Here is a 12581-nt window from a genome sequence, read left to right as displayed (position 1 = left end):
GGTGTTTAGGGCAGGCCATGGCCTGCCTAATCAAGTTTTCCGACATCCACGCTTCGTAAACCACGTTTCCGCTAACTGTGGGTATGCGCAACACGCTGTCTTTGATCCTGCCGACACTGCTGCCGTCATGGCCCTTTCCCTGCACAGTATCGCGGTTCTGCGCTGTTTTGCCGGACCTTACAATGGTGGCAGCGACCGCATGGGTTTGCTCGTGCTTTGCCGCCGGCCCGCAGCACGCCTGCCGCCAGACGAGTTCTGGAGCGAGATCGCGTTCAGTTATCTGGCGGTACAGGTTGTGCTTTCTTATTTCATTTCCGGGCAGGTCAAGATCGTCAATCCCGACTGGCGCATCGGGCGGGCGTTGCAGGATGTTTTCAGCTTGTCGGCCTATCCGGTCAGTGAACAGTTGCGTGCTCTGGCGGACCGCCCAATGGTGCCGTGGGCGATGTCATGGCTGGTCATGCTGTTTGAGGTGCTTTTTCCGCTGAGCCTGCTCTCGCAACAGGCATTGTGCGCAGCACTTGTTCTGGCGGCGGCCTTTTATTTGGCTAACGCCTGCCTGTTCGGGTTGAACCGTTTCGTCTGGTTCTGAACCGCGGCCTATCCGTCGGTCCTGAGGTTGCAAACGCGGCTGATTCAGGTGGTGTGACCTAGCCGGACCGCAGCCCGGTTTCGACCAGCATACCGCGCCGCTTGGCTTCGTAGTAATAGCCACGGGCATACCAGCTTACCGCAGCATCCTGATCGCCATCCGACACAAGCCACGCCCCGCGCAGATATTTGCCTGCATATTTCAGGTTGGTTTCGGCATCGAGCAACTGCTCTCGTTGCCCGCGAAAGCCCATCGTGCGGGCGGTTTCGGGCAGGATTTGCATTAAGCCCCAATAGGGGCCGTTGCGCGCACCGGGCCGATGTGTGCTTTCGCGTTTGATCACGCGATGCAACAGTGTGACCGGAATGCCGTGGACTGCCGCATATTGGTTGATCAGGCGCCGCAGGGCAGGGGTTTCGTTGGGGTAAAGCGGGATGCTGCGCGCTGTCCGCGTCGCAGTTTCACTTCGCCCGCAGGCCACGAGGCCAAGCCCGGCGATGATGATCATTGCCCGTCTGCTGTAGCTTGCTGTCATCTCAGGGAGCCCACTGTAGGAAGTTGCCGATCATGCGCAGGCCCGCGTCCTGACTTTTTTCGGGATGGAATTGTGTGCCAACGATCGTATCGCGCCCGACGATGGCGGTGATATCCCCTGCGTAATCCACGTGGGCCAAGCGCTGGGCCGGATCGTGGACATCCATTGCATAGGAATGCACAAAATAGGCATGATCACCGGTCCTGATCCCTTCAAGTACCGGATGCGGATGGTCAATGATCAGGTCATTCCACCCCATATGAGGCACCTTCAGCGCCGGATCAGACGGTTTGATCTGACGAATATCGCCGCTGATCCAGTCAAAGCCGGACGTCTCTTCGTACTCGTGTCCAGTGGTGGCCAGCATTTGCATGCCGACGCAAATCCCGAAGAACGGGCGTGCGCGCACGGTGACCGCTTCAATCACGGCTTCGGCCAGTCCTGTCCGCGCAAAGAGTTCCGCCCGACAGTGCGGAAAGGCCCCGTCGCCGGGTAGTACGATCCGGTCAGCCTTTGCCACAACGTCAGGATCGGACGTGACAACAATCGCACCCGCATCCACTTCCGCCGCCATCCGCTCAAACGCTTTTTGGGCGGAATGCAGGTTGCCGCTGTCGTAGTCGATCAAGGCCGTTGTCATAGGCTGCCCTTGGTCGACGGGATGGCATCGGCCTTGCGCGGATCGGTTTCAACCGCTTCGCGCAGGGCGCGCGCCACCGCTTTAAAGGCCGCTTCGGCAATGTGGTGCGCATTGAACCCGTGCAGCTTGTCGATGTGCAACGTGATACCACCATGGGTGCTGAGCGCCTGAAAGAATTCGCGCACCAATTCTGTATCAAAGGTCCCGATCTTGCCGAAGGGCAAATCAAGATTGCAGATCAGATAGGGGCGCGCCGACAAATCCAGCGCACAGCGCACCTGCGCGTCATCCATCGCCAGATGGCAGGACCCATAGCGGCGGATTCCGCGCTTGTCGCCCAGTGCCTGTGTCAGCGCCTGACCCAAGGCAATGCCCACATCCTCGACCGTGTGGTGGTCATCAATGTGCAAATCACCTGACGCCCGCACGGTCATGTCGATCAGCGCATGGCGCGACAACTGGTCCAGCATGTGATCAAAAAAACCGACACCCGTCTGGTTGTCGTATGTCCCCTTTCCATCAAGATCGATGGCCACGGTGATATCGGTCTCGGCCGTTTTGCGTGTAATCGTCGCTGTCCGCATCCTGCGTCCCCTTTGTTCTTGGCCGATCTATAGGGCTATCCGGGGCAGGGGAAAAGCCTGTGTCTTATTTCTGTGGGGTTTTCAGCAAAATTTAAGGGTTGGGTTCCTATGGTCAATCAAACGCTGCAAACATTAGGAGAATCCGATGAAGGCACTTATCTTGCGGGATGATCCTGAAGCCTCGGTCGCATGTGCGAAAGTTCTATCTGACAAGGGGTTTCAGGTCATTTGTGTCGAAACACGCCATATCGCCCGCGCGCTTTTGCGGATCGAAACGGTTGATGTTCTGATTATGGATGAACGGCTGGACGGCCGATTGACCCATTCCATTGCGCTGTCTGCTGAACGGCGACTGCCCTTTATCAGTACCCTGATCATGACCAACCGGAACCGCACGGAATCGGATGAGTTGTTTGACCTTATCCCGTCGCTCTATTGCCTTCTGGGGACGGACATGGCCGCAGAACTGGTGGCCCGTTTCGCCCTGTCGGCGATTGAAAACTATGCAGAGGCCGAAGCCCGCGTGCGGCGCAATCAGGCCCGCGATCTGGAAGAAGCAGCGATGTCGCCCGGCACTGATTGGGAACTGGACGATATCGACGATGAAGTTGACGATGATCCGCTTGATGCATTGATCGCGGATACCCCGATGCCAGAGCGCGCGGAAGCAATCGTGTTGGTCAATCCTGTGGTAGAAACACCGGGTAAGCTGCCAGTTGAAACGCCTTTGCCGGTCGCTTCGCGCTTGCCCGTCGCTTCGCCAGACGCAGCGCATTCCGTTGCCGCACAGCCAGCCACATCACAGGCAGTCGTAGCACCTGAGGTCGCAGAGCAACCTGTTGCCGCGCGGGTAGACACAACGCCGGTATTTGGCGCACATCCAGCGACCGAAACCCGCAAGCGTACGTTCTTTCCATCATCAAACCTGCAAAAGCCAACCTATGCAGCGCCGGGCCGCTTGGCCCGGAACATGCAGGATGAAACCGCCGTAAGTCGGGAGGAGCCAGAGTTCGGAAAGCCGACAACGCAGACGCAGATGGCACGCACTGGCGATGACCGGTCTGACAAGACGCGAACAAAGGATGCCGCTTCCCCCCTCGCGCTGGGCCCCAGTGTCGCGGCCGCGCCTGCAGATACCGACCTGACTGCGATCTCGAAGACGCATACCGAACTTTTGCTGGACCAGATACGCAATAAGAAAGACACCGCCCGCATGGCTGCACAGCAACATCGGGCACGGATCATTGCCGGGTCGCGGTCTTCTTCAGCCCTGTAGTGTGACGCAATTGCGTTTCGCTTTTGGCTGATGCCCCAGGTCAAAGTCGAAACGCTGTAGCGATATTATGATTTGTGCCCGGGACCTGATGTTGGGCTTGGGCGCAGTGCCGTTTGCACTCACTCGGTACGGGGAAATACCACATTCCGGCGGCAATCTCGCAAACAGGGTGTCATTTTTGCCGGTTGTTCTTGCCCGCCACCGGGACACAGTTTTCGTCTGCAAACAGTCCGTGCTACGTCACATGGGATGACAGATACCGTTGCAATCCTACAAAACTGCGCATTTGATCGTAGTCAGTTTCGGGCATGGACAGCCCCAGTTCCTTGCCAAGAGCGGTAATCAGGGTCAGGAAATCCATTGAATCGATATCAAACTCGTCCCGCAGGTCGGCGTCGGGGTCAACCGTGTCAAATGGAACATCAGGTGCGATCTGGCCGAGTTGCCGGATCATCAATGCGCGGATGTCTTTATCGTTCATAGGGCCTCCGGTTGTTGCAAATGGTCTATGATGCTGCGCAGGAAACGTGCGCCGCGATGCCCGTCGCTGACCCGGTGATCGGCGGCCAGGGTGATATTCGCCACCCGGCGCGCGACAAGCTGCCCGTCGATGACCATCGGCTGCCAGCCGGGTGTGCCGATCCCGACAATGGCCACCTGCGGCGGGAAGATAACGCCGGTAATCCCGGCAACACCACGATCACCCAGACTGGTCACTGTGATGGTTGGCTCCGCTAGTTCACGCGCCTTGAAACGGCCCTTTCGAACGCGCATCACAAGGTCGCGCAAGCGCATCATCAATGTTTCCAGATTGCCTTCGTTTGCGTCCAGCAGGGCAGGGGCGACCAGCCCGCCGCCGCGCAAATTGATGGCCATGCCCACATGCGCGGCGGCACTTGGGCTGAAATGTTCCTCTTCGAAGTATCCGTTGAACTCCGGGAATGATTGCGCGGCGCGCGCCGTGGCGCGGATGAAAAGCACTGCGATCAATAGGCGTGCATCAGGTGGCAAATCGGCATTTCGGGAAGCGATGAACGCCTCGGCTGCGGTCAGGTCGATTGTGTCTGACAAATAGTAATGCGGGATTTCACGCTTTGAGCGGGCCATCGCTGCCGCAATCGCCTGTCGCATGGCCGACAGCGGCTTGGGCGCGTCAGCTGTCGGGGCAGATGGCACATCATCCAGCGAAATGACCCGATCCCCGCCGAGCGCAGAGAGGTCAAAACCGGTCTGTGCCGCGCGCCGCCGCGCCGCTGGTGTGACGCGTTGCCGATGCGATGTGCCCATCTTTTCTGGCGGTGGCGCGGGCGGTTCGGGGGCAAGCGGCGGGTCCTCCGGCACTGCCGGGGGCAGGTCCGGTTCCGCGGGCTGTGGCGTTTCGGGCGGCGGCGGCGGCACTGCCGGGTCTTTGGGTTGCGGGATGTCCGGCGTGGCAGGCGGATCGCCAGTGCGGATCATGGCAAGTGGTGTGCCAACCGGCACTTTTGCGCCCAGTGGCACCAGCCAGCGGTCAAGAAACCCGTCCTCAAAGGCTTCAATCTCGATCGCGCCTTTTTGGGTTTCGACGGCCGCGATGACGTCGCCCCTCTGCACAGGGTCGCCCGGTGCCACAAGCTGTTCGACCAAAGTTCCGTCCTCCATGTCTGCGCCCAGCGAGGGCATGACGAACTGGCTCATGGCTGTTGTTCCATCAGCCGTCTGACAGCAGCAATGATACTGTCGGTTTGGGGCAAGGCGGCCTGTTCAAGATGCTGCGCATAGGGGATCGGCACTTCGGCGCTGCACACCCGGCCCAGGGGCGCATCAAGATCAAAAAACGATGCCTCTGCCAGCCGCATCCCTATTTCCGCCGACAGGCTGCCACTGCGCCAGCCTTCATCAACGATCAATGCCCTGTGGGTGTGCGCCACCGACGCGCGGATCGTGTCCATGTCCAGCGGGCGCAGGCTGCGCAGGTCGATGACTTCGGCCATGATACCATCGTCAGCCAGCGCCTTTGCCGCATCCAGTGTCTTGAACAGTGATCCGCCATATGTCAGCAGCGTGATGTCTCGCCCTTCGCGGCGCACCACGGCGCGGTCTATGTCAACAGGGCCGGCGTTTTCCGCCAAATCGCCGACCCTGTTATAAAGAATCACATTTTCAAAAATCAGTACCGGGTCAGGGTCCTCGAGTGCTGTCCACAACATGCCGCGCGCGTCCTCAAGCGTTGCGGGCGCAAGGACACGCAGTCCGGGGATATGGGCATACCAGCCTTCGAGCGAATGGGAGTGTTGTGCGGCAAGCTGCTTGCCCGCGCCTGTCGCCATCCGGATCACCACAGGCACGCCGAACTGATTATTGGACATGTGCCGCAGGGTTGCGGCGGTATTCATGATCTGATCCAGCGCCAGCAGCGAGAAGTTCACGGTCATGACCTCGATGATCGGGCGCATGCCTGCGATGGCGGCGCCAATGCCCGCGCCGGTGAAGCCGGATTCAGAGAGTGGCGTGTCGCGAATACGGTCTGGGCCGAACTGGTCCAGCAGTCCCTTGCTGACCGCATAGCAGCCGCCATAATGCCCGACGTCTTCGCCCATCAAAAAGACCCGGTCATCGCGGGTCAGCGCATCGGTGATGGCAGCCTTTGTTGCGTCGCGATAAGTCGTTTCAAACATCTTGCCGGGCGTTGTGACCGGCGGGGGCGCGGGCCGCTCGGGGGCCATGACGTAACGCTCCAGCGCTTCCACCGGCTCTGCTGTTCCTGCCTCGGCAAAGGCTACGGCCTCGGCTATTTCGGCCTTGATCTCTGTTTCGATGGCCGCAATGTCGTCTTCGTGCAGCAGCCCACTTTGGACCGCCCATTTCCGGAACCGCACGATCGGTCCTTTTTGGCGCCACGCTGCCACCTCTTGCTTGGGGCGGTAAAGCTGCGCGTCAAACATGGAATGCGCCCGAAAGCGGTAGGTGCGACATTCCAGAAAATAGGGTTTGCCGGTTTCCGCGATGGACTGAAGTGCGCGTCGTGCGGCGGCCTCGACCGCGACGACATCCATGCCATCGACCACTTCGGACGTGACCGCATAGCTGCGCGCCTTGGCGGCGATGTCGGTTTCCGCCTCTGAGATAGCCAGCGCGGTGCCCATCGCGTAGCCGTTGTTTTCGCATACAAAAAGCGCAGGCACACCCCACAGGGATGCAAGGTTGAGGCTTTCGTGAAATTCGCCCTCTGCCACGGCACCTTCACCGAAAAAGCAGGTTGTTACCGCGTCGGTGCCTCGCATTTTGTCCGCCAGCGCGAGCCCAACCGCCATTGGCAGGCCACCGCCGACAATGGCGTTGCCGCCGTAGAAATTATGGTCGCGACTGAACAGATGCATCGATCCGCCGCGCCCACCCGCGCAGCCTTCGGCCTTGCCGTACATTTCTGCCAGAACCGCGCCCATCGGCACGCCGCGTGCAAGTGCATGACCATGTTCGCGGTAGGTGGCGACCAGCCGGTCCTGTGGTGCAAGCAGCGGAATGACCCCGGCCGCGACGGCCTCTTCGCCATCATATAGATGCAGAAACCCACGGATTTTCTGTTGGCTGTAGGCCTCGGCGCAGGTTTCTTCGAACAGCCTGATCCGCAGCATCGTGGTGAAGAGCGCGCGGACGTGGGCAGCGTCAAGATGGGGTTTGGTGCTGTGTATTGTCATGCCTCATCGCTTTCCAAGGTAGAGATATCGCCCTCTGGCAGACCCAATTCGCGGGCTTTCAGCAAACGGCGCATGATTTTCCCGCTGCGGGTCTTGGGCAGGTTCTGGCGAAAGGCGATATCTTTGGGGGCGACTGCGGGCCCAAGCCGTTTGCGGGCGTGGCCCATCAAGTTCAACCGTAGATCATCGCCGGGCTCAAATCCCGGTTTAAGCGCGACAAACGCCTTGACGATCTGCCCTGCGGCTTCGTCAGGCAGGCCGATCACCGCGACCTCGGCCACGGCGTCATGTTCCATCAGCGCGCTTTCAACCTCGAACGGGCCGACGAAGTGACCCGCGCTTTTGATAAGATCATCGGCACGCCCGACGAACCAGAAATAGCCGTCGGCATCGCGCATCGCCAGATCGCCGCTCAGGTACCAACCATCTTTGAAGCACTTGTCATAGCGCGCCTGTTCATGCAGGTAGCCGCGCATCATCGATGGCCATCCGGGGCGCAGGGCAAGTTCACCCATCGACATGGGGGCGGTCAGTTCGGTCGCTTTGCCATCCGCCACCTTCACAATTCCCGCCGTAATGCCCGGCAGTGGCTTGCCCATTGATCCGGGTTTGACATCCATCGCCGCATAGTTGGCAATCATGATCCCGCCGGTTTCGGTTTGCCACCAGTTGTCGTGAAACGGCTGGCCGAATGTGTCGTTGCCCCAGATCACCGCCTCGGGGTTGAGCGGCTCACCCACGCTGGCCATGAACCGCAGGTGCGGAAATGTGCGCCCGCCAAGGGCCTCTGCACCGGCCTTCATCAGCATGCGGATCGCAGTTGGCGCCGTGTACCAGACGTTGACAGCCTCTTCAAAAAGAATGTCATACCAACGGTTTATGTCGAATTCCGCCTCATCCACGATCATTGTGGTCCGGTTCGTGAGGGGCGCGATAATGCCGTATGACGTGCCTGTCACCCATCCGGGGTCGGCCGTGCACCAGTAGATGTCGCCTGCCCTCAGATCAAGCGCCAGCCTGCCGGTGGTATGATGTGCCACAACCGCCTGATGCACATGGACCACCCCCTTCGGCTTGCCCGTGGTGCCGGACGTGAAATGCAAAAGGGCCGTATCTTCGGGGTCGGTGGGGACTGTTTCAAATATGTCGGATGCGCTGTCCATGAGCGGCTGCAGGTGGCGGGTGCCCGCGACCTTTGCGTCGTCGGTCGTGAACAGGCAGCGCAACTGCGGGAGCCTGTCGCGAATGCCTGCCACCTTGCGTTGATACAGCCGTTTGGATGTGATCAGCGCATTTGCACCGCCGATCTCCATCCGGGCATGGATCGGTTCAGGTCCGAATGCCGAAAACAGCGGGCAAAAGACGCAACCGGCTTTCAGCGTACCGAGTGCTGCGATGTAGAGTTCGGGCACGCGACCCAACAGGGCATAGACCTTGTCACCCCGTTCAAGCCCGTTGTCGCGCAGGACATTTGCAAACCGGTTGGTCAGGCGGAAGAGTTCGCCATATGTGTAGTCGGTGCGGGCGCCCGATTTGGCGATCCAGCGCAGGGCGATCTGTTCACCGTGTCCGGCGGCAACATGGCGGTCGATGGCTTCATGGGCAATATTCAGATGCCCCCCCGGCAAGCCGTCCAGCGCGGATTCTGCCGCTTCCCATGAAAAACTGTCACGCACCTTGTCATAGTTTTCCATATTGGCATCCGCCCGCACGTGCGCCGGCTTGCTGATCCGCTCCCCATCGTTTGCGGGGCCGGTCATTGTGCTGCGCTTTCGCGATTGTCCCGAACGCGGATTGCGCCGCGCGCTGCCAAGTCCTTGGTCAATTGCATCTTTGGGGCTCCTTGGTTTTACCCAGTCTGCCACTTGGCGGATGCATTGCGGTTGACGAATATCAACGGGCGGTGATGACGGCGCCCTATGGTGCAACTGCCACGGGACCCGACAGGCAAGGAGACTTCCGCCATGCAGACAAATGCATTCCCCTTCAACGACGTCAGTGAAAACACCACCGGGTGTTGCCCGCGCTTCAAACCCCAGGGATGGGACAATCAGCAGCTCCACTTCGAAGACAAGCTCTTTGTGCGCGCCACGACCCGCAGTGCGATGCATATTCCGTGGAATATGGGCACCGTATTCACCCGCGTGCAGGAACATATCGAAGATGAAGGCGCGGCTGACCCCGCAACGGAAATCGTGCTGAGCCGCGATATATCCCCTTGGGAGGCAGAGCATTATTTTGCCGTCTCAAAACCGATCGAAGGGGAAGATATGGCGACCTTGTCAGGCGATTTCATCACGCGGGTTTTTGAAGGACCGTACCGACGCGCCCAGGATTTTTCCCATGACATGGAGGTCGCAGCGACGGCCATGGGCAAGACTGCCAAGCGTGTCTTTTTCTTTTATACAACCTGCCCGAAATGCGCCAAAGCCTACGGTGAAAACTACATGGTGGGTGTGGCCGAGGTTTAACCCTACTGGCCCTCTGTCGCGTAATATTGCGCGCAGGCATTTTCACGCCCGCGAATGACGCGCCGCCCGTCAAGGGGGCCGCCGTGCTGGGTCACGACAGTCACCTGTCCCTCGGGCTGGCTGTCACGCTCGTAATAGATCACGACCCAATCGCGGGTGCGCCCGTATTTATGCGCCGATGCCGTGTTGGAAAACAACGCGGTCATGCGCCATGGTCCGCGTTCTGTATGCAAGATCGGGATGCGTGTCGCACCGTTTTCGTTGAAGCGGCGCGGCGTGATGGTTGGCAGGGTTGCGGCGTTTTCGCGATAGGTGCGGTCAACGTCCAGAATGTCGGCCACCGCCGGGGGCGGGGCCTCATGGCCCGCGCGACCCGGCCTGCGCCGCATCAGCATGTCATTCAGGGAATGGCGAATGCTGTCGACGCGGCGTGGGCCGATGCCTTTCAGTGCTGCCAAGCGACCGTCATGGGCGGCGGCCTCCAGACCCTCCAGCGTGTCGATGTGCAAATCATCATGAATCAGATGTGCAAGCGCAGGACCGATCATCGGAACAGATTGCAGCAGCTTTTCGGGGTCAGCCGATCCGCGCAAGCGGTCCAGCGCGGTCAGCCTGCCACTGTCCAGAAGCTCTGCGATGGCCTGCGCAATGGCGCTGCCGATTGTCGGCAGATCCTCCAGCCCGCGCCTGCCATCGGCAAGATAGACTGAGCGGATCGCAATGGGCAGAGCCGCAATATAAGCGGCCGCATCACGGTAGGCGGTAATGCGAAACCGCGATGCACCCTGCTGTTCAAGCAAATCGGCCAACTCGCCCAATTTTTGCGAAACAAACAGGTTTTCGACCCGTTGCTTTTCTGTCATCGGCTGCTGTTTCATCAGGATTTTCCAAGTGCGCACGCGTTCCTGACAACAATAGGCCCATTGCGCGTGTCAGAATTGATCCTTGTCAAAGCAATCCCAAAGCACCGCGTTAGGGTCATGACAGAAACAGGAGACCGCCATGTGTTGGAGCGCTGAAGTCTCGGGCGTTATGATCGGGGCCGGCGCCGTCGCCGCTGCGGTTACATATCGGCGTGGAGAAGCGCCTGCGATCTGGTTGACGTTGGGCTATTTCACCCTGATGGAGGCGCTTCAGCTTTGGGGCTATGCTGTATTGGATCAGTGCGGCACGCCCGCCAACCGGTCGGTGACTTTCCTGTCCTATCTGCACATCAGCCTGCAACCTTTTCTGATCAATGCCTTTGCGATGGAACTGGTCCCGGTGCCGGTCAAGCATCGCGTTCGCAATTGGGTCTATGGGGCCTGCGCTGTGTCGACCTTGGTGATGTGGGCGCAATTGATCCCGGCACCGCAGTTGGGTGAATGTGTGCCAGGCGTTCCGCTGTGTGCGGAAAACTGGTGCACCGTGTCGGGTGATTGGCACATCGCTTGGGACGTACCTTACAACGGGCTTATGGTCCCGCTCGAGCGTTTCTTTGGCACGGCGACGGGGTTTCCGACTTACATGTTCACTGTCTTTGCGGTGCCGCTGATCTATGGCGCGTGGCGGTTTGTCATTCTGCACGCTGTCGTTGGTCCAGTTCTTGCGTCAGCATTGACGACGAACCCCAATGAAATGCCTGCGATCTGGTGTTTGTTTTCGATTGCAATCCTTTTGGTCGCCCTTAGCCCTGTGGTCAGAAAGTGGATGACGGCAACCCATTGGTGGGGCAAAGAGATCAACGCCCAAGGGTAAGTCAAGAAAGGAAAAGCCGACGATGAGTGAGAGTGCCAGACTGACCTGTCTGTTCTGTGGTCAAGCCAACCGCGTGCCTGTGGCCAAGCTGGACGCGGGCCCCAAATGCGCGAAATGCGGTGCCAAACTTGCCGCAGGTGATGTTGTCGCGTTTGACGTGACACGCCATGACAAGGCCACGCGAAACGATGATTTGCCGCTCATCGTGGATTACTGGGCACCGTGGTGTGGCCCCTGCAAGATGATGGCACCGGAGTTTGCAAAAGCGGCCATCGCCCTGCGCGGCAAGGCACGTTTTGCCAAGATCGACACCCAGGACTACCCGGCCGTGTCGCAACGGTTGCAGATCAGGGGCATCCCCCTGCTGATCCTTTATGCAAAAGGTCGAGAGGTTGCGCGCCTGTCAGGCGCCCGCCCAGCCACCGACATCGAAGGGTTCGTGCGCCAGCACCTGTAACGCGAAGCGTGGCATTTGAGAAGCCGGGTGTGACCGTCGCGGACTGATCCAGATCAATCGCGCAATGCCAAACTGTGCGAAGCTTTCGCAGGTGTCCGGGCAAATGGCCCGATGCCGCCTTTGTCTTTGGCAGGTCCCACACAATACGGAGCGATGAAAATGAAAGACCCTGAACTGGACATACTGATTGAAGAGCTTGAAAAACGGACTGATCTGACTGTCGCGGATTTCGACGGCGTGTCACATGGGTTGGGTTTTTTGTTGCCAGAGCTTGCCGAGACCAACCTGCTGGATGCCGCGCATATCGGCACATCTGACAGTGCGATGCATATTGCAGACAAGGCGTTTCCGAATTGGGCCGTGCATATTCACGGGCGCGCAAACGACAAGAATGGCCATTGGCGCTGCACACTGCGCGAAAGTGATAGCCGCGACAACGACGCTGTTATCGGCAGGGGTCGCTCTCCGGTTCTGGGGCAGGCGATCCTGGCTGCGACGATGCGACTGGCCATGTCGCTGAAGAAAGACTGAGCGGCCCGCGCTGAGCAATCGGGCCATTGTCCTGCCATGTCAAACACGTCAAAAAGGGTGGTGACACAGAAGGGCAAAGTC

Annotated in this window: 14 protein-coding genes; 6 read left to right on the top strand and 8 right to left on the bottom strand. The window is 59.5% G+C overall.

What is annotated here, in order from left to right; translation table 11 throughout:
• The first annotated feature begins 127 nt into the window (after positions 1-127).
• Entirely contained in the window at positions 128-592 is a 465-nt protein-coding gene (locus tag C8N45_RS13885) for an HTTM domain-containing protein (protein ID WP_108386855.1), read from the top strand.
• 58 nt (positions 593-650) lie between these two features.
• Here the strand turns inward: C8N45_RS13885 and C8N45_RS13880 are convergent, their stop codons facing one another.
• Genes C8N45_RS13880 through hisB form a run of 3 tightly spaced genes read right to left on the bottom strand, consistent with a single transcriptional unit; the run spans position 651 to position 2351 of the window.
• Positions 651-1100: a transglycosylase SLT domain-containing protein gene (locus C8N45_RS13880; protein ID WP_309498984.1), complete on the bottom strand. Its 450-nt coding sequence runs from the start codon at positions 1098-1100 to the stop codon at positions 651-653.
• Between the two features lie 28 nt (positions 1101-1128).
• Positions 1129-1767, bottom strand: a complete 639-nt coding sequence (gene hisH / locus C8N45_RS13875) for an imidazole glycerol phosphate synthase subunit HisH (RefSeq protein WP_108386853.1) — start codon at positions 1765-1767, stop codon at positions 1129-1131.
• The gene (gene hisB, locus C8N45_RS13870; RefSeq protein WP_108386852.1) at positions 1764-2351 is read right to left on the bottom strand and encodes an imidazoleglycerol-phosphate dehydratase HisB; all 588 of its coding nucleotides are present in this window, start codon (positions 2349-2351) and stop codon (positions 1764-1766) included. Before hisB ends, hisH begins: the two co-directional genes overlap by 4 nt.
• A gap of 145 nt (positions 2352-2496) precedes the next feature.
• Here hisB and C8N45_RS13865 point away from each other — a divergent pair, with 145 nt between their 5' ends.
• The gene (locus tag C8N45_RS13865; RefSeq protein ID WP_108386851.1) at positions 2497-3627 is read left to right on the top strand and encodes a hypothetical protein; all 1131 of its coding nucleotides are present in this window, start codon (positions 2497-2499) and stop codon (positions 3625-3627) included.
• Positions 3628-3862: 235 nt separating this feature from the next.
• Here C8N45_RS13865 and C8N45_RS13860 read toward each other — a convergent pair whose 3' ends face one another.
• From C8N45_RS13860 to acsA, 4 genes are read right to left on the bottom strand one after another with little or no spacing between them, the layout of a single operon-like run.
• The gene (locus C8N45_RS13860) at positions 3863-4108 is read right to left on the bottom strand and encodes an acyl carrier protein (protein ID WP_108386850.1); all 246 of its coding nucleotides are present in this window, start codon (positions 4106-4108) and stop codon (positions 3863-3865) included.
• Positions 4105-5304 (bottom strand): dihydrolipoamide acetyltransferase family protein, encoded by a 1200-nt coding sequence (locus C8N45_RS13855; RefSeq protein WP_108386849.1) that lies wholly within the window; start codon positions 5302-5304, stop codon positions 4105-4107. Before C8N45_RS13855 ends, C8N45_RS13860 begins: the two co-directional genes overlap by 4 nt.
• Positions 5301-7304, bottom strand: a complete 2004-nt coding sequence (gene pdhA, locus C8N45_RS13850) for a pyruvate dehydrogenase (acetyl-transferring) E1 component subunit alpha (RefSeq protein ID WP_108386848.1) — start codon at positions 7302-7304, stop codon at positions 5301-5303. Before pdhA ends, C8N45_RS13855 begins: the two co-directional genes overlap by 4 nt.
• Positions 7301-9064 (bottom strand): acetate--CoA ligase, encoded by a 1764-nt coding sequence (acsA, locus tag C8N45_RS13845; RefSeq protein ID WP_108386847.1) that lies wholly within the window; start codon positions 9062-9064, stop codon positions 7301-7303. The genes pdhA and acsA overlap by 4 nt, the downstream gene beginning before the upstream one ends.
• Positions 9065-9268: 204 nt before the next feature.
• Between acsA and C8N45_RS13840 the strand changes: the two genes are divergently transcribed.
• Positions 9269-9775 carry a hydrolase gene (locus C8N45_RS13840; RefSeq protein WP_108386952.1) on the top strand — a complete coding sequence of 169 codons (507 nt, stop codon included), beginning with the start codon at positions 9269-9271 and terminating at the stop codon, positions 9773-9775.
• A 2-nt stretch (positions 9776-9777) separates the two neighbouring features.
• On the opposite strand, the gene C8N45_RS13835 is transcribed toward C8N45_RS13840, so the two are convergent.
• A complete protein-coding gene (locus C8N45_RS13835; RefSeq protein ID WP_211095472.1) occupies positions 9778-10653 on the bottom strand; it encodes a helix-hairpin-helix domain-containing protein in 876 nt (291 codons plus the stop codon).
• Positions 10654-10777: 124 nt separating this feature from the next.
• Here C8N45_RS13835 and C8N45_RS13830 point away from each other — a divergent pair, with 124 nt between their 5' ends.
• The 3 genes from C8N45_RS13830 (at position 10778) to C8N45_RS13820 (ending at position 12500) form a co-directional block, all read left to right on the top strand.
• Positions 10778-11512 (top strand): DUF5765 domain-containing protein, encoded by a 735-nt coding sequence (locus tag C8N45_RS13830; protein ID WP_168769483.1) that lies wholly within the window; start codon positions 10778-10780, stop codon positions 11510-11512.
• A 22-nt stretch (positions 11513-11534) separates the two neighbouring features.
• Positions 11535-11969 carry a thioredoxin family protein gene (locus C8N45_RS13825; protein ID WP_108386845.1) on the top strand — a complete coding sequence of 145 codons (435 nt, stop codon included), beginning with the start codon at positions 11535-11537 and terminating at the stop codon, positions 11967-11969.
• Positions 11970-12128: 159 nt separating this feature from the next.
• Complete coding sequence (locus C8N45_RS13820; protein WP_133175981.1) at positions 12129-12500, top strand: hypothetical protein; 372 nt, start codon at positions 12129-12131, stop codon at positions 12498-12500.
• Positions 12501-12581: the final 81 nt, after the last annotated feature.

The organism is Yoonia sediminilitoris (genome assembly GCF_003058085.1).
GTDB lineage: Bacteria > Pseudomonadota > Alphaproteobacteria > Rhodobacterales > Rhodobacteraceae > Yoonia > Yoonia sediminilitoris.
Note: the sequence above shows the minus strand (reverse complement) of the source record. Positions and strands in the feature narration are given on the sequence as shown.